The 24567-nt window shown below is 73.0% G+C and carries 23 protein-coding genes; 7 read left to right on the top strand and 16 right to left on the bottom strand.

All coding sequences use genetic code 11. The features are described from left to right. Positions 1-35: 35 nt before the first annotated feature. From AB0316_RS11340 to AB0316_RS11300, 9 genes are all read right to left on the bottom strand, one after another. Positions 36-980 carry a tetratricopeptide repeat protein gene (locus AB0316_RS11340; RefSeq protein WP_366273116.1) on the bottom strand — a complete coding sequence of 315 codons (945 nt, stop codon included), beginning with the start codon at positions 978-980 and terminating at the stop codon, positions 36-38. Positions 981-994: 14 nt separating this feature from the next. Continuing rightward, the gene (locus tag AB0316_RS11335; protein WP_366273115.1) at positions 995-1978 is read right to left on the bottom strand and encodes a hypothetical protein; all 984 of its coding nucleotides are present in this window, start codon (positions 1976-1978) and stop codon (positions 995-997) included. Positions 1979-2203: 225 nt separating this feature from the next. Next, the gene (locus AB0316_RS11330) at positions 2204-2959 is read right to left on the bottom strand and encodes an ATP-binding cassette domain-containing protein (protein ID WP_366273114.1); all 756 of its coding nucleotides are present in this window, start codon (positions 2957-2959) and stop codon (positions 2204-2206) included. Then, complete coding sequence (locus AB0316_RS11325; protein WP_366273113.1) at positions 2956-3858, bottom strand: ATP-binding cassette domain-containing protein; 903 nt, start codon at positions 3856-3858, stop codon at positions 2956-2958. Before AB0316_RS11325 ends, AB0316_RS11330 begins: the two co-directional genes overlap by 4 nt. Before the next feature lie 38 nt (positions 3859-3896). After that, positions 3897-7088, bottom strand: a complete 3192-nt coding sequence (locus AB0316_RS11320) for an FtsX-like permease family protein (protein ID WP_366273112.1) — start codon at positions 7086-7088, stop codon at positions 3897-3899. A gap of 232 nt (positions 7089-7320) precedes the next feature. After that, complete coding sequence (locus AB0316_RS11315) at positions 7321-7830, bottom strand: GNAT family N-acetyltransferase (protein ID WP_366273111.1); 510 nt, start codon at positions 7828-7830, stop codon at positions 7321-7323. After that, positions 7823-8137 carry a thiamine-binding protein gene (locus AB0316_RS11310; protein ID WP_366273110.1) on the bottom strand — a complete coding sequence of 105 codons (315 nt, stop codon included), beginning with the start codon at positions 8135-8137 and terminating at the stop codon, positions 7823-7825. Before AB0316_RS11310 ends, AB0316_RS11315 begins: the two co-directional genes overlap by 8 nt. A 185-nt stretch (positions 8138-8322) precedes the next feature. Continuing rightward, positions 8323-9300 (bottom strand): methylmalonyl Co-A mutase-associated GTPase MeaB, encoded by a 978-nt coding sequence (gene meaB / locus AB0316_RS11305; RefSeq protein ID WP_366273109.1) that lies wholly within the window; start codon positions 9298-9300, stop codon positions 8323-8325. A gap of 20 nt (positions 9301-9320) precedes the next feature. Beyond that, a complete protein-coding gene (locus tag AB0316_RS11300; RefSeq protein WP_366273108.1) occupies positions 9321-10526 on the bottom strand; it encodes an acetyl-CoA C-acetyltransferase in 1206 nt (401 codons plus the stop codon). Positions 10527-10664: 138 nt separating this feature from the next. Here AB0316_RS11300 and mce point away from each other — a divergent pair, with 138 nt between their 5' ends. Beyond that, positions 10665-11099 carry a methylmalonyl-CoA epimerase gene (mce, locus tag AB0316_RS11295; RefSeq protein WP_366273107.1) on the top strand — a complete coding sequence of 145 codons (435 nt, stop codon included), beginning with the start codon at positions 10665-10667 and terminating at the stop codon, positions 11097-11099. Here the strand turns inward: mce and AB0316_RS11290 are convergent. After that, on the bottom strand, positions 11079-12329 hold the full coding sequence (locus tag AB0316_RS11290; RefSeq protein ID WP_366273106.1) for a glycoside hydrolase family 15: 1251 nt from the start codon (positions 12327-12329) through the stop codon (positions 11079-11081). The genes mce and AB0316_RS11290 overlap by 21 nt on opposite strands. A gap of 110 nt (positions 12330-12439) precedes the next feature. On the opposite strand from AB0316_RS11290, the gene AB0316_RS11285 reads away from it, so the two are divergent. Beyond that, positions 12440-13255 (top strand): polysaccharide deacetylase family protein, encoded by an 816-nt coding sequence (locus AB0316_RS11285; protein WP_366273105.1) that lies wholly within the window; start codon positions 12440-12442, stop codon positions 13253-13255. On the opposite strand, the gene AB0316_RS11280 is transcribed toward AB0316_RS11285, so the two are convergent. Continuing rightward, positions 13183-13497, bottom strand: a complete 315-nt coding sequence (locus AB0316_RS11280; RefSeq protein WP_366273104.1) for a hypothetical protein — start codon at positions 13495-13497, stop codon at positions 13183-13185. The genes AB0316_RS11285 and AB0316_RS11280 overlap by 73 nt on opposite strands. 605 nt (positions 13498-14102) lie before the next feature. Between AB0316_RS11280 and ccrA the strand changes: the two genes are divergently transcribed. The 3 genes from ccrA to AB0316_RS11265 all read left to right on the top strand — a co-directional run bounded on the left by ccrA (position 14103) and on the right by AB0316_RS11265 (position 17522). Further along, positions 14103-15443, top strand: a complete 1341-nt coding sequence (gene ccrA, locus AB0316_RS11275; protein WP_366273103.1) for a crotonyl-CoA carboxylase/reductase — start codon at positions 14103-14105, stop codon at positions 15441-15443. Between the two features lie 60 nt (positions 15444-15503). Then, positions 15504-16949, top strand: a complete 1446-nt coding sequence (locus AB0316_RS11270; RefSeq protein ID WP_366273102.1) for an AI-2E family transporter — start codon at positions 15504-15506, stop codon at positions 16947-16949. A 66-nt stretch (positions 16950-17015) separates the two neighbouring features. Further along, on the top strand, positions 17016-17522 hold the full coding sequence (locus AB0316_RS11265; protein WP_366273101.1) for a DinB family protein: 507 nt from the start codon (positions 17016-17018) through the stop codon (positions 17520-17522). Here the strand turns inward: AB0316_RS11265 and AB0316_RS11260 are convergent. Beyond that, a complete protein-coding gene (locus AB0316_RS11260) occupies positions 17519-18433 on the bottom strand; it encodes an NAD(P)-dependent oxidoreductase (RefSeq protein WP_366273100.1) in 915 nt (304 codons plus the stop codon). The genes AB0316_RS11265 and AB0316_RS11260 overlap by 4 nt on opposite strands. Positions 18434-18542: 109 nt before the next feature. On the opposite strand from AB0316_RS11260, the gene AB0316_RS11255 reads away from it, so the two are divergent. Next, a complete protein-coding gene (locus AB0316_RS11255) occupies positions 18543-19121 on the top strand; it encodes a TetR/AcrR family transcriptional regulator (protein WP_366273099.1) in 579 nt (192 codons plus the stop codon). A 22-nt stretch (positions 19122-19143) separates the two neighbouring features. Here the strand turns inward: AB0316_RS11255 and AB0316_RS11250 are convergent, their stop codons facing one another. Together AB0316_RS11250 and AB0316_RS11245 are read right to left on the bottom strand one after the other, a co-directional pair. Next, the gene (locus AB0316_RS11250; RefSeq protein ID WP_366273098.1) at positions 19144-19452 is read right to left on the bottom strand and encodes a hypothetical protein; all 309 of its coding nucleotides are present in this window, start codon (positions 19450-19452) and stop codon (positions 19144-19146) included. 16 nt (positions 19453-19468) lie between these two features. Next, on the bottom strand, positions 19469-21247 hold the full coding sequence (locus AB0316_RS11245) for a 3-hydroxybutyryl-CoA dehydrogenase (protein WP_366273097.1): 1779 nt from the start codon (positions 21245-21247) through the stop codon (positions 19469-19471). A gap of 98 nt (positions 21248-21345) precedes the next feature. Between AB0316_RS11245 and nucS the strand changes: the two genes are divergently transcribed. Further along, complete coding sequence (gene nucS / locus AB0316_RS11240) at positions 21346-22041, top strand: endonuclease NucS (RefSeq protein WP_366273096.1); 696 nt, start codon at positions 21346-21348, stop codon at positions 22039-22041. Positions 22042-22089: 48 nt separating this feature from the next. Here the strand turns inward: nucS and AB0316_RS11235 are convergent, their stop codons facing one another. Both AB0316_RS11235 and AB0316_RS11230 read right to left on the bottom strand, forming a co-directional pair. Then, positions 22090-22437: a hypothetical protein gene (locus AB0316_RS11235; RefSeq protein ID WP_366273095.1), complete on the bottom strand. Its 348-nt coding sequence runs from the start codon at positions 22435-22437 to the stop codon at positions 22090-22092. A 20-nt stretch (positions 22438-22457) separates the two neighbouring features. Then, positions 22458-24476 (bottom strand): protein meaA, encoded by a 2019-nt coding sequence (locus AB0316_RS11230; RefSeq protein WP_366273342.1) that lies wholly within the window; start codon positions 24474-24476, stop codon positions 22458-22460. Positions 24477-24567: the final 91 nt, after the last annotated feature.

Genomic DNA, 24567 nt, shown 5'->3' with positions numbered 1-24567 from the left:
GCCGAGGTGGCTCGTCGCGGGTCGAGTGCCCGGTGCTAGAAGAGGGCGCTCATCAAGGACTTGCGGGCCTTGACGACGCGCTCGTCCGTGACCCCGACGACCTCGAAGAGCTCCACGAGGTGCTCGCGGGCCTTGTTGCGGTCGGCGTCGGCCGTCACCCGCACCGTGTCGACGAGTCGCAGGAACGCGTCCTCGACATGGCCACCGAGCAGGTCGAGGTCGGCCACGAGGATCTGCGCGTCGACGTCGGTCGGGGCGGCGGCGGCAGCCGCGCGGGCCGCCTGCAGGTCTACCCCCTGGGTGCGCTGCAGCAGACCCACCTGGGCCAGACCGAGCTTCGCGTCGGTGTCGGCCGGGCTCTGGGCGAGCGCCTCCCGGTACGCGGCTGCGGCCCCGTCGAGGTCGCCGGCCTCGATCGCGTCGAAGGCCTTCTGGTGCAGCGGCGGCAGCGGCGGCTCGGCCACCTCGTCCTCGGGCGCCTCGGCGCCGTCACCGGCGGCCACAGTGCCGGTGACCCCGTGCTGCGAGGCGAGCTGCAGCACCTGGTCGATGACGGCGGTGATCTGGGCCTCGGGCTGCGCGCCCTCGAAGAGCGGCACCGGCTGACGCTGCACGAAGGCGAAGCTGACGGGCACGGCCTGCACCTGGAACGCCTGCAGGATGCCGGGGTTGGCGTCGACGTCGACCGTCACGAGCTGGAAGCGGCCGGCGTAGCGCCGGGCCACCGACCCGAAGGTCGTGAGGAAGTCGGCGGACTCCTTCAGTCGTGGCGACCACAGCACCATGACCACGGGGTGGGTCGCCGACGCCTCGACGACGTCGCGGAAGGAGGCGTCAGTGCCTTCGATGACGAGGCCAGCACCGTCCGCGGAGGTGGAGCCCGCGCCGGAGGCGGGGCCAGCCTGCGGGGCCGGACGCTTGAGCGATGACAGGTCGACGGCACCGCGCAGTGCTGCTGCGGTGAATGGCTGGTGACTCATAGATCAATCCTGCCTCACCTGCCCGAGCCGGCGACGAGCTGGTCGGACGCCGCGACGATGCGGGCCTGCCCGGACGCGGGGATGACGATGGCCACGATCTCGTTGGAGGTCAGGTTGGCCTCCGTCGTGATCTGCTTGATGCCGGTCAGCAGGGTCAGCTCCTTGGCCGGCGTGAGCTTGACCGGGGTACGCATGGCAATGGCGTCGTTGCGCACCAGGTGGGCGAAGACGATCGCGCCGTTGCCGCCCTTGAGCCGCAGGCCGCCGAGGACGCCCTTGGGCTGGTGCTCCTGGGTGAAGGCACCCTGGTTGTTGAGGGCCTGCGACTGGGCGCGCGCCGACTGGCGCAGCTGCTCCGAGAGCGGGTCGTCGGCCAGGACCTTGGTGGGCGTCGGGTCGGGGAACTTCACCGACGCCGCGAAGGCGTTCATGGCATCGGAGGGGCTGGTGGCCAGCCCCTTGCCGTCGCCGATCGCGGCGGAGCCGCCGGTCGGGGCGTCGAGGGCGTCTAGCTTGGCGTCGGGGAGCATCGGCGTGACGGCGGCCGCCTTGAACTGGTCGCCCGCCCCGTCACCGACGAGCAGCACGAGCACCGCGGCGCCGGTCTTCTTCAGGGTGGTCTGCGCGAGGATCTGCCGGGGCTTGTCGCCGCTGCGGGAGACGCCCAGCACCTTGACACCCGTCGTGGCGAGCTCGGCGTCGGCCTTCTCTGCGGCGGTGCGGCCGGGAAGCGTCTTGGCGTACGCGTTGGCCGACTCCAGCGCGGCACCGACGAAGGCCTTCTGCCGCGCGGCGACCCCGGCCGGCGTCGCGTCGAGCGAGGAGCTCGCCGCGGCGGCCACTGCGGAGGCGGCGGTGGTCTGGGCGGTGTCCGCCGCGACGGCAGCGCTGCCCGAGCCCGTGTCGCCGTCGTCCGTGTTGCCGGTGCAGGCGGAGAGCATGGCCGCACAGGCGAGCGCGGCAACAAGACCTCGTCGGCGGATCGCGGGGCGGGGCATGGAGAAGCCTTTCGATGACACAGGGGAGGGATGGCCGAACGCACGGCCGCCCACCACGATACGCAGGGTGGCGCCCGCAACCCCAATCCGGTAAAGCGGCCTGCCATGCACAAATCCGGACGTTCCGGACGCCGCTTCCCTGGTGTGACCGCCCTGATGTCGGGCAGGTCACCCGAGGAGCGCCCGGCGGAGGTGGACGGCCCCGCGCCGCGCGGCCCCGGCCAGTCAGGCCTCGGACGTCGCCCGGCCCTCGTCGAGCACGACGTGCCGTGTGGCGCCGGCGGCTGCCTCGAGGTCGTGCGTCGCCATGACCACGGCCGCGCCCTGTGCCGCGAGCTCCGACAGCAGGGCCAGCACCAGCTCGCGGTTGGCGTGGTCGAGCTCGGAGGTCGGCTCGTCGGCGAGCAGGATGCGCGGCCGTGCCGCGAGGGCACGGGCCACGGCGACACGTTGCTGCTGCCCTCCAGACAGCTCCTCGACGAGGTGGTCCCCGGAGTCCTCGAGGCCGACGGCGGCCAGCGCCTCCCGGGTGCGCTCGATCGCCTCCGGCGCCCGGACTCCCGCCTCGAGGAGCGGCACGAGGACGTTCTCGGTGGCGGTCAGCACGGTGGCCAGCCCGTTGCCCTGTGGCACGACCGAGACCCCGAGGGCCACCGTGGCCTCCCGGGCGTCGCAGGGCCGCACCGGTGAGCCGGCGACGACGACGCGTCCCGTCACCCCGGCGGCAGGGTCGAGCGCCCCGGCCAGCGACGAGAGCAGCGTGGACTTGCCGGCGCCGGACGGCCCGCTGACGGCGACCAGCTCGCCGGGCGCGACCTCGAGCGTCACGTCGTCGAGCGCCACGACCTCGCCGAACCGCACCCCGAGGCCGTATGCCGCGAGCGCCGTCCGCGCCTCGCCTCCCTCGGTGCTGTCGTCCACGGGAGAGGGGCCGGCGGGCTGGTTGGGCGCCACCCCGCCGCGTCCGCGTCGCAGCCTCATCCGATCTCCGTCCCCGGCAGGGCAGCGCCCCCCGCGTCGACAGCCGTGTCCGTCTCGTCCTCGCCCTCCAGGCGCCACCCGGCACCGTCGTGGCGCAGCCGCACGAGCGACCCCGGCGGGAAGTCGTCGAGGGCGGCGCCCGAGAGGGGCAGGGACCCGTCGGCCGACACGACGGCATACTCCTCCCCGAGCCGGCCCTCGGCGCCCACCCGCCCGTCGCGGATGGTGACGGTGCGGGGCAGCCTGGCCGCGACCTGCGGGTCGTGCGTGACGACGACGATGGTCGAGCCGAGCTGCTCGTTGATGTGGGTGAGCGCGTCGAGCACCCGGTCGCGGGACTCGTGGTCGAGCTGGCTGGTCGGCTCGTCGCCGAGCAGGAGCCCCGGGAAGCAGGCCATGCCCACGGCGATGGCGGTCAGCTGGAGCTGCCCGGGCGTCAGGCCCTGAAGCGGCCGGTGGCCGAGGTCCTCGATGCCGAGCAGGCCGAGCACATCCCGGACGTCGGGGACCTGCCGCCCCAGCCGCCGCGCTCCGGCCTGCGCGAACGCGACGTTGTCCGCGGGAGTGAGGTACGGCAGCAGGTTGCGGGCCGCTCCCTGCAGCACGAGCCCGACGTCGCCGGCCCGGAAGCGGTCGAGCGCGGCGTCGGTCATCGACTTCATCTCGTGGTGCCCGACGTGGACCCGGCCGGCACTGGGCTCGAGCAGCCCTCCGAAGACGGTCAGGAGGGTCGACTTGCCGGCGCCGCTGGGCCCGAGCAGGCCGACGACCTCCCCGGCCGAGACACGCAGGTCCACCCCGGACAGCGCAGCGACGTCGTGCCCCTCCGAGCGGTAGATGACCACGAGACCGCGGGTCGTGACGTCGAGCCCGCGACGGGCCTCCGGGGCGGCGAGCACGCCTGTGCCGGAAGAGGTTCGCCGTGCTGTGCGTACCCTCACGCCTGCTCCCGCACTCTCGTGACCGTGGCCCGCCGCGCCAGCCACACCCCGAGCCCGGCCGCCACGAGGGCGAGCCACAGCAGGGTCAGCGCCGCCGCCGTGACCATCGCGGCAGGGGCGGGATCGAGGTCGCGCACGAACGTCGCGGAGGGGGTGGTGAAGAAGGGCACGAGACCGAGCGACAGTCGGCCGCCCACCGCGCCGCACACTGCGCCGACGAGCGCCGCGATCGTGATGACGACGACCTGCTCGGCCACGGCGACCTGCCGCAGGCGTCGGGGAGGCACCCCGGCGAGGCGCAGTGCGGCGAGGTCCTTGGACCTGGTCCGCCACGAGGTCACGGTCACGAGCAGCAGGACGAGGGCGCCGAGCACGAGGGCCACGATGCCGATGACGATCGCCAGCTGCAGGGACCAGGCGGAGGCGGACCGGTCGTAGGACCGGCGCAGGTCGGCGAGGTCGGAACGCGAGAGCACCGTGACGCCGGCCCCCTCGAGGGCTCGCTGCACGGACGCAGCCCGGGTCGCGTCCCCGACCCAGACCTCGATGGAGCCGCTGGCATAGAGCCGGCTCGCCTGCGCCGCGAGCGCGTCGAAGTCGACCAGTGCCACGTTCGTCGCATTGCCGGGCGCGACCGCCACGCGCGCCACCTCGCGGGTCGCGACGCTGGATCCGCTGAACCCGACGATCGACGAAGCGGGTGAGCCGCTGTCGCCGTCGGGCGACGGTGCCACGACGACCGGCAGGGCCGGTGGCCCGGTCGAGAGCGTCACGATCCCTCCCGTGGAGGCGAACGTCAGCCGTATGCCGTCGGCCCCCACGCTCTCGACCGTCGCGAAGCCGGGTCGGTCGGGTTGCAGGTCGCGGAGCGGGAACGGCGTGCCGACCTCGGCCCAGGGCAGGTCGCCGAGCCGGATCGCTGACGAGGCATCGGTGGTCAGCGACCCCACGCGGACGTGCCCGGCGATGAGCCTCGTCTCGGTTTCGGCGCGGTCGACCGAGATGCCGGTCAGGGTGCACGAGGACGCGCACGGGATGCGTCCGGTAAGCCGGACCTCGCCGGTGCGGGTGAACGGCACGGCACCGAGCGGGACGTTCACGTCGGCTCCCGTGCCGTCGCGCAGCTCCAGCCGGAACGGCAGGGTGTCCGGGCCGTGGGGCGACGGTGGTCCGTCGCCCGCGGCCAGGTCCGCGCCCGGCACCACCTTGTCGATGCCGAGACCGTCGAGCGTCACGGTCGCGCGGGTTCCTCGCAGCTCGGTCGATGCGCCGGCCGAGGCCGAGAGCTTCGACCAGTCGATGCGGGTGGCCGTGGCGCCGCCGGGGTCCAGTGCCACCCGGTGCATCGCGGCTGGCACGACGGCCATGGTGGCGAGCGAGCCGGTGTTGCCCGCGTAGAGGGTCGCGACCGGGGCCGTGAAGCGCGAGCCCGGGTCGAGCCGGCGCAGCACGTCCCGGACGAGCCGGGGCTCCTTGGCGTCCGTCCGGAGCACCACCTGCGCGCCGGCTTCGAGCGTCGCGCGCTGTTGCCGGTTGCGGTCGGCGACGAGGTAGGCGTCGGTGGCGAAGACGAGCAGGGCCGTGGCGACGGTGACGATGGCGACGAGCCGCCGGACCGCGGGCCGGCGGGCCAGCTGGACGGCGGTGAGGCCGCTCGCCACGTGACCCCGGCGCAGCAGCAGGTGGCCGAGGCGGCTCGCGACGGGCACCACGACGAGCGCGAGCAGCAGGCCGACGGCGAAGGCCAGCAGCGCGGGGGTCGCCATCGCCAGCGGACCGCTGACGTTGCCGCTGACGATGGTCACGACGCCCGCTCCGGCGACGGTGATGACCACGGCGTCGAGCAGGCCGACAGCCAGCGACCGTGGCCGCGGCGGCACCCGGCGGAGCAGGGACGGGATGGGCTCGCGCACGACGCGGCGGGAGGTGAGGAGGACGGCGCCGAGGGCGGCGGCGAGCGCGACGACGGCGGCGGCATACGCCCCCCGTGGCACGTCGAACGGCACGCCCTCGGGCAGCCAGAGGCGCGCGGCCACGACGTCGACGAGGCCGGCCAGCACGACGCCGACCGGCACGCCGAGCGCGACGAGGGTGCCGAGCTCGGTCACGACGAGCCGCCGCGCCCCGCGGACGCCCTCGCCCCGCAGCCGGGCCAGCGCGATCTCGGGCCGGCGCTGCTCGACCGCAGCCGAGGCGGCGAGGCCGAGCACGATGACGGCGAGGAGGGCCAGCTGTCCCATCAGCAGAGGCACCAGCAGCGCCGCCTGCTGCTGCCCGAGGACCACGGTGTGCCCGAGCTCGTCGAGGCCGCTGCGCAGGACCGGGGTGCTCGGGCCGTCGACACTGATGTCCTGTGCCACCCGGAGGCTGTCCAGGAGCCCCGGCAGTTCGTCGACGCCGAGGGCGTCCCGTCGCAGGGCATAGCTGAAGGTGGTCGTCGTGCCCTCGGGTGTCTGGGCGAAGAAGGCCGGCGCGACGACGGGCGCGTCCACCTTCGGCACCGAGGCAAGCCCCTGCATCGACCTCGTCCCGGCGCGGCCGGTGAGCCGCAGCCCGAACCAGGCCGTGTCGTCGAGCACCTGGTCGTAGGTCCCGACGACCACCGCGCGCTGGGGCGCACCGCGGCCGGGCGACCCGTCCGGGGCCGCGACCAGGCCGACGACGTCACCGACGTGCCACCCCTCGAAGGCGGCCTCGGCGGTGGAGACCATGACCTGCCCGGCCTCGCTCGGGCACGCCCCGGAGGTGACCCGCAGGTGCGCGCACCCGGACAGCGGGGCGTAGGCGGTCGTCAGCACGTCAGCCCCGGCGTGGCGGTCCGACTGGCGCAGCAGCACCTGCCCCGAGACCATCGCCACGGGCGCCGCGTAGGCGGTGCGCACCGATGCCGGCAGGGCCGCGGCGACTGTGCTCGCCGCAGGCACGCTCCGCCCGTCCGACTGCGCCTCGGCCACGGCGGCGGTGGCCATCACCGTGCTGCGGGCCAGCGCGTCCCGCAGCAGCCCGTGCTCGACCGACCTGGCGTAGAGCGGGCCGAACACGGCCGACGCGGTCACCAGCGCCGACAGCAGCAGGAGCGACAGGGCCTGCCCAGGACGGTGCCGCGTGGTGGCGACGAAGGTGCCCAGCCGCCCGACGCCAGGTCCGGTGGCGGGGAGGCTGGCACGGCGCCGCCGTCGGCTCGTCATGCTGCCCCCTGCTCGCCTCGGCGCTCGCGCGCACTCCCCTGCCGTCCCTCCGCTGGGCGCGCTCGCCCGGCGGCGGTGTGAGTCTGCACCCGCGCGCCGGGTGGCGGGCCGGTGGTGTCGACGATCATCGCGATCGTGACCTCTTCGCAACCGAAGACGGTCGGCGGGTCGTCGGCAGCGCCGGTCAGCGCGGCCGGTCCAGCAGGCCCGGCCCGGTGGTCAGGGGTCTCGGTCAGCGCCCGACGCGGCGGATCAGGCGGATCTCCGGGGTGCCGGTCGCCGGGTGCTCGGAGCGGCCGCCCTCGTCGACGAAACCGCGCCGGGCGTAGAAGGCGCGGGCGCGGGCGTTGTCCTCGACGACCCACAGCGTCGCGTCCCGGTCGCCGACGAGCTCGTCGAGCAGGCGGTCGGCCACGCCGGTGCCGCGGGCGTGCGGCAGCAGGTTGACGACGTAGAGCTCCCAGTCGGTCGGAGCGTCCTCGTCCCGGCTGGGACCCGCGCCCGCGAAGCCCGCGAGCGCTCCCGACGGATCGACGACGAGCAGCGTCTGGCCCTCGCGCCATTCGGGCGCCGACAGCTGCCTGCGCCAGTTCTCGGCCGAGCGCTCGTCGCTGAGGCCCGCGAGGTAGTCGGCGGGCATGATGCCGGCGTACGCGTCACGCCAGACGGCCATGTGCACCCGGCCGAGCTCGTCGCAGTCCTCGAGGGTCGGGGGCCGCAGCCGCCAGCCGTCCTCAGCCATCGCCCTGGCGGTCGAGCGCCTGCTCGAGCCGCTCGAGCTTGCCGTCGAGCTCACCGCTGAACCCCGGGCGGATATCCGCCTTGAGCACGAGCCCGACGCGGGGCGAGCTCGCGGCGATGACGTCGCAGCACTGCTTGACCACGGCCATGCACTCGTCCCACTCCCCCTCGATCGTGGTGAACATGGCGTCGGTGCGGTGCGGCAGGCCGGAGTCGCGCACGACCCGGATGGCCCGGGCGACCGCGTCGGACACCGAGCCGGTGTCGTCGGCCGCGACGGTGGGGGCGACGGAGAAGGCGATCAGCATGCCCACACCGTATGCCGCCCGCATCCTCGCGCGGTCGCCTGCCCTCCCGTCTCGCCGAGCCCGACAGACCGGGACGGATGACGGAGCTTCCTCGCGCCGGGGGTGCCCGCCGTGCTCACGACGGCGGGTGCCGAGCGTGAACCTCCGACATCGTTCCCGGACGCCACGTCAGGGACGGGCAGGCGTCAGGCGCCGAGCTGCTCGCCCAGCTCGAGCACGAGACGGTCGGCGGCGGCATACGGGTCGAGGTGGCCGGTGAGCACCTCGCGCGCCAGCGTGACGACTCCCGCGTGTCCCGCGACGTGCGCGAAGCGGGCCCGGAGTGCCGCGAGCGCGATGGTCTCGATCTCGTCGGCGGCCCGCCGCTCGCGCCGGCGGGTGAGCTCGCCGTTCTCCTCGACGAAGGCGCGGTGCTTGTCGAGCGCCTCCATGACCTCGTCGATGCCGACCTTCTGGGCGGCGACGGCCTTGACGACGGGCGGGCGCCACAGCCCCGGCTCGGTGCGGTCGCCGAGGGAGATCATGTGGCGCAGGTCGCGCACCGTGGCGTCGGCGCCGTCGCGGTCGGCCTTGTTGACGACGAAGACGTCGCCGATCTCGAGGATGCCGGCCTTGGCCGCCTGGATGCCGTCGCCCATGCCGGGGGCGAGCAGCACGACGGAGGTGTCGGCGAGTCCCGCGATCTCGACCTCGCTCTGCCCGACGCCCACCGTCTCGACGAGCACGACGTCGCAGCCCGCGGCGTCGAGCACGCGGATCGCCTGCGGCGTCGTGAACGAGAGGCCGCCGAGGTGGCCGCGGGAGGCCATCGACCGGATGTAGACCTCGGGGTCGAGCGCGTGGTCCTGCATGCGGACCCGGTCACCGAGCAGCGCGCCGCCCGAGAACGGCGAGCTCGGGTCGACGGCGAGCACGCCGACGCGCAGCCGCCGCTCCCGGAAGGCGCCCACGAGCGCGGTCGTCGTCGTCGACTTGCCCACGCCGGGCGAGCCGGTGAGGCCGATGACGTACGCGTTGCCGGCGTGGGGTGCGAGCGCCGCCATCACCTCGCGCAGCGACTCGTGCCCGTCCTCGACGAGGGAGATGAGCCTGGCGACGGCGCGCGGCGAACCCGCCCTGGCCGACTCGACCAGGGCGGGGACGTCGACGGATCTGCGCGCCACGCGGCGGGGTGCCTCGTCGCTCAGGCGGACGTGGGGACGCGGACGATGAGGGCGTCGCCCTGGCCGCCACCACCACAGAGGGCGGCCGCGCCGACGCCGCCACCGCGGCGCTTCAGCTCGAGGGCCAGGTGCAGGGCGATGCGGGCACCGGACATGCCGATCGGGTGGCCGAGGGCGATGGCGCCGCCGTTGACGTTGACCTGGTCGAGGTCGAGGCCGAGCTCCTTGGCGGAGGCCAGGCCGACCGCGGCGAACGCCTCGTTGATCTCGACGAGGTCGAGGTCGGCGGGCGTGATGCCCTCCTTCTCGCAGGCGCGGGCGATGGCACGCGCGGGCTGCTGCTGGAGCGTGGAGTCCGGGCCGGCGACCATGCCGTGGGCGCCGATCTCGGCGAGCCAGGTCAGGCCCAGCTCCTCGGCCTTGGCCTTGCTCATCACGACGACCGCGGCGGCGCCGTCGGAGATCTGCGAGGCCGAGCCGGCCGTGATCGTGCCGTCCTTGCTGAAGGCCGGGCGCAGTCCGCTGAGGGACGCCGTGGTCGTGTCGGGACGGATGCCCTCGTCGCTCTTGAAGACGATCGGCTCGCCCTTGCGCTGCGGGATGTTCACGGCGACGACCTCGTCGTCGAAGATGCCGTCCTTCCAGCCCTTGGCGGCCAGCTGGTGGCTGCGGGCCGAGAACTCGTCCTGCTGCTCACGGGTGAAGGCCTGCTCACCCTGGTTGGCCTGCTCGGTCAGGGCGCCCATGGCCTGGTCGGTGAAGGCGTCCCACAGGCCGTCGTAGGCCATGTGGTCGCGCATCGTGACGTCGCCGTACTTGTAGCCCTCGCGCGACTTCGTCATGAGGTGCGGCGCGTTGGTCATCGACTCCTGGCCGCCGGCGACGACGACGTCCACCTCGCCGGCGCGGATCAGCTGGTCGGCCATGGCGATCGCGTTGATGCCCGAGAGGCAGACCTTGTTGATGGTCAGGGCGGGGACGGTCATCGGGATGCCCGCGGCGTGGGCGGCCTGGCGGGCCGGGATCTGGCCGGCGCCGGCTTGCAGCACCTGGCCCATGATGACGTACTCGACCTGCTCGGGCGCGACGCCCGCCTTCTCGAGGGCGCCCTGAATGGCGATGCCACCGAGGTCCGATCCGGAGAAGTCCTTGAGCGAGCCGAGCAGCCGACCCATGGGGGTGCGGGCGCCGGCGACGATCACGGAGGTGGGACGGTCAGCAGTCATGGTTCGTGGCCTCTTCCGACGTCTTCATTGGTGTCCCGACCACAATAGACGCGCTGTCCGAGACGTCCGTCCCGAGCGAGACCTACCGCACACGGCATACGGCGTCCGTATGCCGTGTGCGGGCAATACCTTGGCGCCATGACGGATGCGCTCTTCACCCACATCGACCACGTCGGTATCGCCGTGCCCGACCTCGACGCCGCCATCTCCTTCTACGAGGAGAAGTACGGCATGACGATGCTCCACGAGGAGACGAACGAGGAGCAGGGCGTGCGCGAGGCGATGATGGGCGTCGGCGACTCCGGCTCGTGCATCCAGCTGCTCGCGCCCCTCACGCCCGAGTCGACGATCGCCAAGTTCCTGGACCGCAGTGGGCCCGGCATCCAGCAGCTCGCCTACCGGGTCGAGGACATCGACGCCGTCTGCACGACCCTTCGTGAGCGCGGGCTACGCCTGCTCTACGACACCCCCAAGCGCGGCACGAGCGACAGCCGGGTCAACTTCATCCACCCCAAGGACGCCGGCGGCGTCCTCGTCGAGCTCGTCGAGCCCTCAGCCGACGGCGGTCACTGAGGTCCCTACGCCAGATCGGTGCGACGCGAGCTCGCCCTCGGTGAGCACGACCAGCGCGGCCGTCCAGGCGAGGGGTGCGGGCCCGGCCGGCCTGCCGTCGGGGAGCACCTTCTCGGGCAGGCTGCCCCAGGAGGTGCAGTGGTGCTCCAGCCAGGCCATCCACCGCTCGGCCTGCGCAGCCTGGCCGGAGGCCGCAGCCGTGTAGGCGACCAGGGCGGTCTCGGGCGTCCACGACACCCCGTCCTGCTTCCACTCCACCCCGGGAGCGAGGCCGCCGCCGCCTCGCAGAGCCAGGACGGGGTAGCGCTGCCATGCCCGCTCGGCCGCCGCGTCGTCGAGGAGGGCGAAGGGCGGCATGAGCATGGCCACCGCAGCGTCGAGGCCGCCGCTGCGCCCGTGACGCTGGTAGTCGGGTCCGAACCGGGCTCGAATCAGTGCATGCAGGCGCCGCGACGCGCGGGCGGCTTCGGTGGCCCTCCGGCCATCGCCCTCCGCCCCATACATCCGCTCGGCGGCCTCGAGCCCGGCCGCGAGCGGCGCGGCGGTGCCCAGCGTGACCCGGCGCTCGGGGACCTCCCAGTAGTCCGGGGAGACCTCGGGGAGCCGGGAGCCCGCGTCGGTCTCGTCGAGCACGAAGGCGACGGACCTGTCGCGCAGGGCTCGCAGGGAGGTCGGCAGGATCCCGTCCCGGCGGGCAACGCGCAGCTGGTCGAGTGACCACAGCACCCACCCGGCACCGTCGCTCTGGCGGGGACGGTCGTCAGGCGGACCCGAACCGTCGAGTCGGTAGCGCGCCTCGAAGCCGCCGTCGGCGTGCTGCACGCGGGCGAGGAAGCCGAACACCCGGAGGGCGTCGTCGGCGTGACCCGTTTTGGCGTATGCCGCCGCCACGAAGGCCGAGTCCCTCGGCCACGCGTAGGCCCACGGACCATCGGGCCCGGCCGCGACGGCGCCGTTCGGTCGGGTCAGCGCGTGCAGGTCCAGCAGGGCCTGGGCCACCACCTCGCCTCGCTCTCCCTCGGCCGGGACGCTCCCGTAGGCCAACCAGACCGCCTCGGCCGGAGGGTCGAGCAGACGGCTGCCGAGGGAGGCGGGGGCGAACGCCCAGCTGGAGCGCCAGGCGGCGCCGTTGCGCAGCACGGGTGGCGGCTCGTCGGATTTGAGCAGAGGAGCGAGGCTGAGGGCGGCCGCTGCGACCGCGGCGAGCACGCCGACCAGGGCACGACGCACGGCAGCCTCCCCTCGTTCCTCCCGCCGATCGGGCGACAGTGTGGCACGCGGAGGCCGGGCTCCGCCGCAGATCCGAACGGTCGCGCAGACTGGCCGTAGCATCCCCTGCCATGGAGGTCACTCGCCGTCAGGCCCTCACGGCCGTCGCCGGCGCGGCGGTCGGCGCGGCCGGGGCTGTCGGGGCCGTGCGCCTGGTCGAGCACCTCGACGAGAGCACTCCCCTACCGTTCTACGGCAGCCCGGTCAGCGCGGTGCGCCCCGACCGCTCTCCCCCGTCGGCCCGCGCCGCATCGGTGGTCTGGGGCGGGACAGGCGAGGAGCGGCGGGTCGCGCTGACCTTCGACGACGGACCGCACCCGAAGTGGACGCCGCGAGTGCTCGCTGCCCTCGAGGCGGAGGGCGTGCCGGCCACCTTCTTCTGCCTCGGGCGCAACGTGCGCGACCACGGGGCCCTGCACCACGACAGCGTCGGCCACCACGAGCTGGCCAACCACACCTTCGACCACCCCGACCTCGGCCGACACGACTGGGCGGGATGTCGCGACCAGATCACCCGCACCAGCAGGATCATGGAGCAGACCTACGGGGCGACTCCGACACTCTTCCGGCCGCCCTATGGCCACGTCGGCGGCGCGGCGGTTCTCGCCGCGGCCGAGCTCGGCCTCACGACGGTGCTGTGGTCCGCCCAAGCCCGCGAAGACCTCGTGGCTGCGCATCCCGACGGCATCGTCGACGACATTGCCTCCCAGGTGCGCCCGGGGTCGATCGTGCTGGCGCACGACACCGGCGGCGACGACCGGCTCGTGACGATCGACCGCCTCCGGGCCGTCATCGCCCGGCTGCGGGAGGAGGGCTACGCCTTCGTGACCGTGTCGGCGCTGCTCGCCGGCAGCAGCGCGACTGCCACGGCGGCGAGCCACGCGTAAGCGGGCCAGAGGGCGAGCCGCTCGAGGCCGCCCACCCCGCTGTCCGCCCCGAGGCGCAGCCCGAATGCGGCCGCGGCCAGGAGGGTCACCAGGCCCACGACGAGGCCCGAGTCGGCGACGCTGCGCGGGGCGCCGTCCACCTGCCGCAGCGCCCACGCCGTGGCGAGGACGGCGAGTGGCTGCAGGACGAACACGGGCAGCGCCGCCACGACGTGCCACGACGGCTGCTGGTCGACGGGCACGAGCCCCACCGCGGCGGCCGCCCGAGACCACCCAGAGCGCCACGGCGGTCCTTGCCCACGCGCTCCGGCCGATCCGCGGCCGCAGCAGCACGGCACCGGCAGCACGCAGCACGCCGTACACGACGAAGGCCGTGTCGAGCACCGTGTGCCCCGGCGAGCAGACGGCGACGGGCGAACCGCCGTGCCCGGGCGCGCACGTCAGCATCCCGAGCGCACTGATCGTGTCGTCTCGCACCGAGTACGTGGCCGAGGCGCCGGCCGCGACGAGGAGCTCGACAAGCACGTAGGTCGGCTGCACGAGCCAGCACGCTGCTCCCAGGACCCGTCGTCGCACGCGCCCGACCGTACCCCGCCTTCAGACCAGTCCGACCGGACGGGCGGACCGCCACGACGACGGCGCCCGAGCCCGCGCGCGCTGGGCCGCCACACGGCATACGGACTCGTGGCGGTCCGTCGGCTCGCCCATCGACCCGCCAGCCCCGATCGTGAGCCAGGTCACCTGTGGTGGCCGTCTCAGAACCGGCTACCGGCCAGTCACCTCTCGCTACGTTCGCAGGCAAGGCACGGCTCAGACCACCAATGACGCTGCGACGTAAGGACCTTCAATGCAGGCCATCCGCGACGCCATCCTCTCCGGCGACCGCACGCAGGAGACCTACGCGAACATCGAGATCCCCGCGACCTACCGCGGGGCCACCGTCCACAAGGACGAGGTGGACATGTTCGAGGGGATCGCCACCCGTGACAAGGACCCCCGCAAGTCCCTGCACATCGACGAGGTGCCGGTGCCGGAGCTCGCACCCGGTGAGGCGCTCGTCGCCGTCATGGCGAGCGCCATCAACTACAACACCGTGTGGACCTCGATCTTCGAGCCGGTCTCGACCTTCGGCTTCCTCGAGCGCTACGGCCGCACCTCGGAGTTCGCCAAGCGCCACGACCTGCCGTACCACATCGTCGGCTCGGACCTCGCCGGCGTCATCCTGCGCACCGGGCCGGGGGTCACCAAGTGGAAGCCGGGCATCGAGGTCGTCGCCCACTGCCTGTCCGTCGAGCTCGAGGACGCCGAGGGCCACGACGACACGATGATGGACCCGCAACAGCGGATCTGGGGCTTCGAGACGAACTTCGGCGGCCTCGCCGAGCTCGCGATCGTCAAGGCGAACCAGCTGATGCCCAAGCCGGCGCACCTGACGTGGGAGGAGGCCGCCTCCCCCGGCCTGGTCAACTCCACGGCATACCGGCAGCTGATCTCCAAGCACGGCGCCGCCATGAAGCTCGGCGACCGCGTGCTCATCTGGGGGGCCTCGGGCGGTCTGGGCTCGTACGCGACGCAGATGGCGCTCGCCGGCGGCGCCACCCCGATCTGCGTCGTCTCCTCCCCCGAGAAAGCGCAGATCTGCCGCGACATGGGCGCGGAGCTCATCATCGACCGCAACGCCGAGGACTACCGCTTCTGGAACGACGAGGGCACCGCCCAGAACCCGGCCGAGTGGAAGCGCCTCGGCAAGCGCATCCGCGAGCTCACCGGCGGCTACGACGTCGACATCGTCTTCGAGCACCCCGGCCGCGAGACGTTCGGCGCGAGCGTCTACGTCGCACGCAAGGGCGGCACCATCGTCACCTGCGCCTCGACGTCGGGCTACCTGCACGAGTACGACAACCGCTACCTCTGGATGAACCTCAAGCGGATCGTCAGCTCGCACTTCGCCAACTACCGCGAGGCGTGGGAGGCCAACGAGCTGATCAACCGGGGGCTGATCCACCCGACCCTGAGCAAGACCTACCCGCTCGCCGACGTCGGCCAGGCGGCCCTCGACGTCCACCGCAACGCCCACCAGGGCAAGGTCGGGGTGCTGACGCTCTCCCCCGAGCCGGGCCTCGGGGTCAGCGACCCGGAGAAGCGGGCGGGTTTCGAGAAGGCGATCAACCGCTTCTGCAACCAGTAGCCGTATGCCGCGTCGTGGCGTCGCGAGCCGCCACGCGCGGGCTGTCGTAGGCTCGCGCCCGTGAGCATCTGGGGACGCTGGACGCGCTACCGCCGTGCCCAGCGGGCGCGGATGGACGAGTTCCGGGCCCGCGACCTCGGCTTCGACGACGAGGCCCGGGCAGCGGCGTACCGGCGGTCCGCCACGACGTCCGCAGACGCGCCCGGCGACGGACCGGCCGACGCGGACGCGCGGCTAGAGGCCCTGGTGCCCGCCCTCCCGCTGGGCGCGGCCTCCGACGGAACGGCCACGGCGGACGGGACCGACGGCTCGGGCGCCGGGGGCGGTGACCACGCCGGCCGAGCCGGTGAGGCGGCCGCCGCCGGTGGGGCTGGCGCGCCGGGTGCCGCAGACGAGGGCCGACCGGACACGTCCGACGGGCGCCGCCCCAAGGGCCAGCGGCGTGACTTCGGCCCGAGCGGCACTCCGTTCAACCGCCAGTCGCCCTTCTACGTCGGCTTCGTCGGCGCCGTGGGCGTGCTCACCGCCTACGCCGTCGTGCAGGCCGTCGGTCGCCTCGGCACCGTCATCACGCTCCTCGTCGTCTCCTTCTTCCTCACCCTGGCCCTCAACCCGCTCGTCGAGGCGCTGACCCGTCGCCGGGTCCGGCGCGGCTGGGCCGTGACCATCGTGTTCCTCGGCGTGCTCGCGGTCTTCACGCTCGTGGGGTGGCTCGTCATCCCGCCCGTGGTCCAGCAGGGCACCGACCTGACGACGAACGCGCCCCGGATGTTCGACAACCTGCTGGCGAACCCGTGGGTGCAGGACGTCGACCACCGCTACCAGCTCGTCCAGCGCATCCAGGAGGAGGTCAACAAGCGGGTCGCCGACGGCAACCTGTGGGCCGGCGTCTTCGGCGGGGTGCTCGACGCCGGCAAGGTGATCGCCTCCGGAGTCTTCAGCGGCCTGACGGTCCTCGTCCTCACCCTCTACTTCCTGGCCTCGCTCCCGGCGGTCAAGCAGGCGGCGTACGCCCTCGTCCCGGCCAGCCGCCGCCCGCGCACTGTGTCGCTGGCCGAGGAGGTCATGCGCCGCGTCGGGTCGTACGCGATCGGCCAGGTCGCCGTGGCCGCGATCAACGCGTTCTGCTCGTGGATCATGATGACGCTCATCGGCCTGAAGTTCGCCGCGGTGCTCGCCGTCGCCGTCGGGTTCCTCGGTCTCATCCCGATGGTCGGCGCGACCCTCGGGGCCTCCGTGGTGGCGATCGTGGCCTTCTTCGACGAGCCGAAGAAGGCCCTCATCGTCATCATCTACTTCATCGTCTACCAGCAGATCGAGAACTACGCCGTCATGCCGCGGATCATGCAGCGCACGGTGGCCGTGCCCGGCGCGGTCACGGTCGTCGCAGCCCTTGCCGGCGGTGCCCTGCTCGGGATCCTCGGGGCGCTGCTCGCCATCCCGTTCGCGGCAGGTGCCCTGCTGCTCTACGAGGAGGTCCTCGTCCCGCGCCAACGGCGCCACTAGGGCGGCCGGGAGCCACACCCGCGGGCTCGGCTGCGGCACCGGGGCGGCTCGTGGCAGGCTCTGCCCATGCACGTGCCACCGACGCTCGCCGAAGACGTCCTCGACGCGCCGCTCCGCGTCCAGTTCGAGGCCTTCCTCGCCGAGCACCGGGCCGGCATCCGGGCCGCGCTGGACGGGCTGAGCGAGGAGGAGGCCAGGCGCTCGCTTGTGCCGTCGGCGACCACCCTGCTCGGCCTGGTCAAGCACGCGACGTTCGTCGAGAAGGTGTGGTTCGACGAGGCGGTGACGTGCCGCTCTCGCGCCGAGATCGGCATCCCGGCCACGCCGCACGAGTCCTTCCTGCTCGACGAGGCCGATACCGTCGAGTCGGTTCGCCTGGCTCACGAGCAGGCCTGCGAGGCCTCGCGCCGGGCGACGGCCTCGCTCGGGCTCGACGACGTCCTGCGGGGCAACCGACGCGGTCCGCTGCCCCTTCGCTGGGTCTACCTCCACATGCTGCGCGAGCTCGCCCAGCACTGCGGCCACGCCGACATCCTGCGCGAGCAGGTCCTCGCGGAGAGGCAGCGGTCCTAGACGCTCCCCCCGGCCGCCGCCGCGTGCCGCGTGGCGACGATCCCGTCCCGGCTCTCGAGGGCGGTCACGACCGCTGCCATGTCGAGCGCTCCAGCCCCGGACTGCTCGGTCTCGCGGAACAGCTCACGCGTTAGGTCGAGCAGGGGGCTGACCGCGCCGACCGAGCGTGCGGCCTCGGCCACGAGCTCGGTGTTGCGATGCACGTCACGGATCGCCGCCTGCACGGCGAAGTCCCGCTCGACGAGCTTGGCGAGCTTGAGGGTCGACACGGCGCTCGCCATCGGTCCGAGGTCGAGGGCCTGCTGGAAGGCGGACAGGTCCAGGTCGAGCCCGCTCGCGAGGTGGTAGGCCTCGGCGAGGCCGGCGACCATGGTGCAGAGGTAGAGGTTGACGGCCAGCTTGGTCCCGAGGCCACCGGGCACCGCTCCGCAGCGCACGACGGCGCGGCAGGTCGTCTCGAGCAGCGGCGCAACGTCAACCACGGCGTCATCGCTGCCGGCGAGGAGTCCCACGAGCTCCCGTCGCTCCGCCGGCACCCGTGATCCCGACACCGGGGCCTCCACGTAGCGACCGCCGGCCGCGATCACGTCGCGCTCGAGATCGACGGAGAACGCGGCCGACGTGGTGCCACAAGGCACGACGGTGCGCCCCGCGACCATGGCGGCGAACTCGGGGGTTCCACGCCGGAGCACCTCGTCCACAGCCTGCTCGTTGGCCAGCATGAGCAGCACGATGTCGCTCGCGGCGAAGACGGCGGCCGGCGAGGGAAGCGCCCGCGCTCCCTCCCGTGCCACCGCCTCGAGCGCCTGCCGCGACCGGTTCCAGACCGCCAACGGGACACCAGCCCGCAGCAGGTTGGTCGCCATGGGACGGCCCATGATGCCGAGCCCGATGAACCCCACTCGTGCCACCGGTCCTCCTCGCGCCCGCACATTCACATGACGAGTGTCATAGTCGTGGTGTCATCATGACACGTGTCATAGTGCAGCGACAGGCCCTGGCGGACGCAGGAGGAACGAGATGCGAGCAGCACCACGCGGGCATCGCGAGCGCATCGTCTACGAGACGGCGCAGCAGCTGCGCCGGGCCGGCGTCACCGCGACGGGCCTGCGACACGTCGTGGCCCTGGCGGATGCGCCGCGGGGATCGCTCCAGCACTACTTCCCCGGAGGCAAGGACCAGCTCGTCGCGGAAGCCCTCCAGTGGTCCGGCACCTGGGCGGCCGACCGCGTGCGGCACCACCTGGAGGGCATGTGGCAGCCCCGCCCCAGCCGACTCTTCGCAGCCATGGTCGACGACTGGTCCGCCGACCTGCGCACCCGCGACTTCGAGCGCGGCTGTCCGGTCGCGGGAGCGGTCGTCGACTGCGCCGACACGAACGAGGCAGTCCGCGAGGCCGCCGCTGACGCGCTCGACACCTGGCGCGAGCCGATCACCGAGGCCCTCGTCGGGATGGGCCGGACACGGCGACGGGCCGAGACGCTCTCGACCCTCATGCTCTGCGGCCTCGAGGGCGCGCTCGTCCTCGCTCGCGCCGAAAGGGACACCGCGCCGCTGCGCCTCGTCGCCCGCGAGCTGGCCCCAGTCCTCGACGCCTGACCCGGCCCCTCCGCCGGGTCGGTCAGCGGTAGGCGTTGCCCGGCGGGCGCGCGTCGCGGCGCTGCCAGCAGGCGGTGTGCCAGTGCCGCCGGTCCCCGAGTCCGCCGACCCCTTCGGCCGGCCACACCACGACGTGCGGTGTGCCGGGCACGACGTCCTGCTGGCACCCGGGGCACAGGTACGCCCGGGTGGCGGACGCCCCACTCACGCTGCGCACCGTCCAGCGCGTGCCGGCATACGACTCCTCGCGGGTGCTGCCGCCCTGGATCCGCGTCACGTCGAGCGGGATGTGCTCGCGCGCGTGCTTGCTGGGACGACGGCGCGAGGGCATGCCTCCAGCGTAGGTGTCAGGCGTAGGTGCGGAAGCCGCGGCCCGTCTTGCGGCCGAGGTAGCCGGCGGTCACGAGGTGCTCGAGCAGCGGCGCCGGGGCGTAGCCGCGCTCGCGGAACTCGAGGTAGAGCTCGCGCTCGATGGCCAGCGACACGTCGAGGCCGACGACGTCGAGCAGCTCGAAGGGTCCCATCGGCAGCCCGCAGCCGGTCTTCATCGCCGTGTCGATGTCGTCGGCCGTCGAGTAGTTGGCCTCGAGCATCTTCACGGCGTCGTTGAGGTAGGGGAAGAGCAGCGCGTTGACGATGAAGCCGGCCCGGTCGCCGCAGGTGACCGGGTGCTTGCCGATGGTGCGGCACACCTGCTGGACCGTGGCGACGACGTCGTCGGCCGTCGAGACCGTGTGCACCACCTCGACGAGCTTCATGACCTGCGCCGGGTTGAAGAAGTGCATGCCGATCACGTCCTGCGGCCGCTTGGTGGCGGCGGCACACTCGACGACCGGCAGCGAGCTCGTCGTCGTGGCGAGGATCGCGCCGGGGCGGCAGATCTCGTCGAGGTTCTCGAAGAGGGCGCGCTTGACGGTCAGGTCCTCGACGACCGCCTCGATGACGAGGTCGGCCTGGGCGAGGTCCTCGAGGCGGACGCTGCCGCGCACGCGGGCGAGCGCGGCGTCGCGCTCCTCCTCGGTGGCCTTGCCGCGCTGGACGGCCTTCTCGAGGCTCGTGGCGAGGGCGGCCTGCACGGCAGAGACCCGCGCCTCGGTCCGCGCCACGAAGGTGACATCGAGGCCGGCCTTGGCGAAGACCTCGACCATGCCGGTGGCCATGGTCCCGGAGCCGACGACCCCGACGGAACGCACAGGACGGGTCGGGACCGGCGCGGCGCCGTTGCCCGCCGGCGTCAGCGCGTCGTCGACGACCTTGGAGCTGCCCGGCTCGGCGTACGTGTAGAAGCCCCGTCCGCTCTTGCGGCCCTTGAGACCGGCGCTGACCATCTGCTTGATGATCGGCGTCGGCGCGTGCAGGCGGTCGCGGCCCTGCTTGTACATCGTGTCGAGGATCTCGTAGGCCGTGTCCAGGCCGATGAGGTCCATCAGCGCGAGCGGGCCCATCGGGTAGCCGCAGCCGAGCTTCATCGCGGCGTCGATGTCCTCACGGGAGGCGTACTTGCTCTCGTACATCGCGACCGCGTGGTTCAGGTAGCCGAAGAGCAGGGCGTTGGCGATGAAGCCGGCCTTGTCGCCGACGACGACCGGCTTCTTGCCCAGGCGCTCGGCGAGGGCCTTGACGTCCTCGAAGGTCTCGTCGCTCGTGATGACCGTCTTGATGACCTCGACGAACTGCAGCACCGGCGCCGGGTTGAAGAAGTGCATGCCGACGACGCGCTTCGGGTTGATCGTCGCGACGGCGATCTCGGTGACCGGCAGCGAGCTCGTGTTGGTGGCGAGGATCGCGTCGTCGGCCACGATCGCGTCGAGCCGGGCGAAGATCTCCTTCTTGAGGTCGAGGTGCTCGGGCACTGCCTCGACGACGAGCTGGCACTCCTTGAGGTCGGCCATGTCGCTCGTGAACTGCACGCGGCTGTGCAGCGCGTCGCGGTCCGGCTCGCTCAGCTTGCCGCGGGAGACGGCGCGGTCGGTCGAGTGCTTCAGCACGCCGCGGCCCTTCTCGACCGCCTCGTCGCTGACCTCGACCGCGACGACGTCGATGCCGTTGCGGGCGAAGACCTCGACGATGCCGGCACCCATGGTGCCGAGTCCGATGACGCCGACCTTGCTGAACTCACGAGCCATGGGTGCGAGTCTCGCAGAGCCCCCGGGTGGCCCACACCCGCCCCGAGCGTGACACTGCCCACGCGAGCGCCTCTCGGGACCTGCCCTAGGGTGGTCCGGTGCGTCTCGTCATAGCCCGCTGCAGCGTCGACTACGACGGTCGGCTGACCGCCCACCTGCCCCTCGCGACCCGGCTGCTCGTCGTCAAGGCCGACGGCTCCGTGCTCGTGCACAGCGACGGCGGCTCCTACAAGCCGCTCAACTGGATGTCCCCGCCGTGCTCGATGGCCGAGGTCGAGCCCGACGAGTCGCTCGCCGCCGACGGGGTCATCGCGGTCTGGCGCGTGCAGCACGCCAAGAGCGAGGACCGGCTGACCGTCCACATCCACGAGGTGCTGCACGACTCGGCGCACGAGCTCGGCGTCGACCCCGGACTGGTCAAGGACGGCGTCGAGGCCCACCTGCAGAAGCTGCTCGCCGAGCACATCCACACCCTCGGCCACGGCTGGTCGCTGGTGCGGCGCGAGTACATGACCGCCATCGGCCCCGTCGACATCCTCGCCAAGGACTCCGCGGGCACCAGCGTCGCCGTCGAGATCAAGCGGCGTGGCGAGATCGACGGCGTCGAGCAGCTGACCCGCTACCTCGAGCTGATGAACCGCGACCCGCACCTCGCGCCGGTCACCGGGGTCTTCGCCGCCCAGCAGATCAAGCCGCAGGCCCGCACCCTCGCCGAGGACCGCGGCATCCGGTGCGTCGTGCTCGACTACGACGCCCTCAAGGGCATCGACGACGCCGAGTCCCGCCTGTTCTGACGTCCGGGCGCACGCCGGAGCACGTATGCCGTGACGCGGGTCCGCGCCTCAGGTCAGTCCCTGGATGGGCTGACGTGACACGCCGTCCGCGTCGACGAGGAGCATGACCGGCTCGCTCGCATCGCCCCCGCGGACGACGACGACCGTCTCGCCGCGGTGCCGGTCGACGAGCTCCTCCAGCCCCGACGAGCCGTCGTGGAGGTCGCCGTGGCCCAGGTGCGACGGGACCCCGAGGTCGTCGGCCAGCGACTCGACCGGGCCGGTGTCGGGGACGTCGTCGGCGGCATACACCGCCTGGACCCGCTCGAGGTGGATCGCCGAGGCGAGCCAGGCCACGTCGACCAGCGCCGGAGGGTTGACGACGATGAGACGGGCGGCGCACTGCAGGTCGCTCATACGGGCGACGCTACCCCCGCTCAGGCAGGTGCGGACTCGAGCGCGGGGAGCCCCCGTGCGGCACGGATCACACCGACCATCTCGCCCATGATGTCGTTGAGCCCGAAGTCCTTGGGCGTGAAGACCATGGCGACCCCGGCCGCTCGCAGGGCCGCGGCGTCGGACTCGGGGATGATGCCGCCGACGATGACGGGCACGTCGCCGGCACCGGCCTCGCGCAAGCCGCGCAGCACCTCCGGGACGAGCTCCATGTGCGAGCCGCTGAGGATCGAGAGGCCGACGAGGTGGACGTCCTCGGCCACGGCCGCAGCGACGATCTGCTCGGGCGTCAGGCGGATTCCCTGGTAGACGACCTCGAAGCCGGCATCGCGTGCCCGCACCGCCACCTGCTCGGCACCGTTGCTGTGCCCGTCCAGGCCCGGCTTGCCGACGAGGATGCGCAGCTTCTCGCCGAGCTCCTCCCCCGTGCGGGCGACGAGGTCCCGGACGCGCGCGAGAGCGTCACCCGGCTCGCTGGGACCGACGCCCACGGAGCCGGAAACCCCTGTGGGAGCGCGGTACTCGCCGAACTGCTCGCGCAGGGCGGCAGCCCACTCCCCCGTCGTCACGTCGGCGCGCGCACACACGAGCGTCGCAGCCATGAGGTTGGTCGAGGACGCCGCGTCCGCGCGGAGGCGGTCGAGGGCGGCCTGGGCCCGGGCCCGCCGCTCGGGGTCGGCGTCTCGCTGCTCCCGCCACGCGCGTGCGGCCTCGGCGGCGTGGCGCTCGACGTCGTGGTCGACGGTCTGGATCGCCGTCTCGAGGTCGGCCGTCAGCGGGTTGGGCTCGGTGGTCTCGAAGCGGTTGAGGCCCACGACGACCGACTCGCCGGACTCGATGCGGCGACGGCGCTCGGCGTGCGAGGCGACGAGTGCGGCCTTCATGTAGCCGGACTCGACCGCGGCGACCGCGCCGCCCAGCTCCTCGACACGCGCCATCTCGGCCCGGGCGCCCTCGACGAGCTCGGCCACCTTGGCCTCGACGACGTGCGAGCCGGTGAAGAGGTCGTCGTACTCGAGCAGGTCCGACTCGTAGGCGAGGACCTGCTGCATGCGCAGGCTCCACTGCTGGTCCCACGGCCGCGGGAGCCCGAGCGCCTCGTTCCACGCCGGCAGCTGGATCGCGCGGGCGCGGGCATCCTTCGACAGCGTCACCCCGAGCATCTCGAGGACGATGCGCTGGACGTTGTTCTCGGGCTGCGCCTCGGTCAGCCCGAGGCTGTTGACCTGGACGCCGTAGCGGAACCGCCGGGCCCTGGCGTCGGTGACGCCGTAGCGCTCCTGCGTGAGCTCGTCCCACAGCTGCACGAACGCGCGCATCTTGCACAGCTCCTCGACGAACCGCACGCCCGCGTTGACGAAGAAGGAGATCCGGGCCACGACGCTCGCGAACTCCTCGGGCGGCACCTGGCCGGAGTCGCGCACCGCGTCGAGCACGGCGATCGCCGTCGACATCGCGTAGGCGATCTCCTGCACCGGCGTGGCCCCCGCCTCCTGCAGGTGGTAGCTGCAGATGTTGATGGGGTTCCACTTCGGGATCTCGCGCACCGTGTAGGCCACCAGGTCGGTGATGAGCCGCAGCGACGGGCCGGGCGGGAAGACGTAGGTCCCGCGCGAGAGGTACTCCTTGATGATGTCGTTCTGGGTGGTGCCGGCGAGGGCGTGCACCCACTCGGCAGGGTCCTCGCCCGCTGCCTCGGCCTGGCGCTCGGCGGTGACCTGGTAGAGCGCGAGCAGCCACATCGCCGTCGCGTTGATCGTCATCGAGGTGTTCATCTCGCGCAGCGGGATGCCATCGAAGAGGGCCGCCATGTCACCGACGTGGCTGATCGGCACGCCGACCTTGCCGACCTCGCCCCGCGAGAGCACGTGGTCGGGGTCGTAGCCGGTCTGCGTCGGCAGGTCGAACGCGACGGACAGGCCCGTCTGGCCCTTCGAGAGGTTGCGGCGGTAGAGCGCGTTGCTGGCAGCGGCGCTGGAGTGGCCGGCATACGTCCGCATGACCCACGGACGGTCGGGCGTCGCCCGGGGACTGGGGGCCGGGATGCTCTCCGTCGAAGACATGGCTCGACGGTAGCGGCGGGCCCCCGCG

Origin of the sequence: Terrabacter sp. NPDC080008 (assembly GCF_040702505.1) — a bacterium.
Taxonomy (GTDB): Bacteria; Actinomycetota; Actinomycetes; order Actinomycetales; family Dermatophilaceae; genus Terrabacter.
Note: the sequence above shows the minus strand (reverse complement) of the source record. Positions and strands in the feature narration are given on the sequence as shown.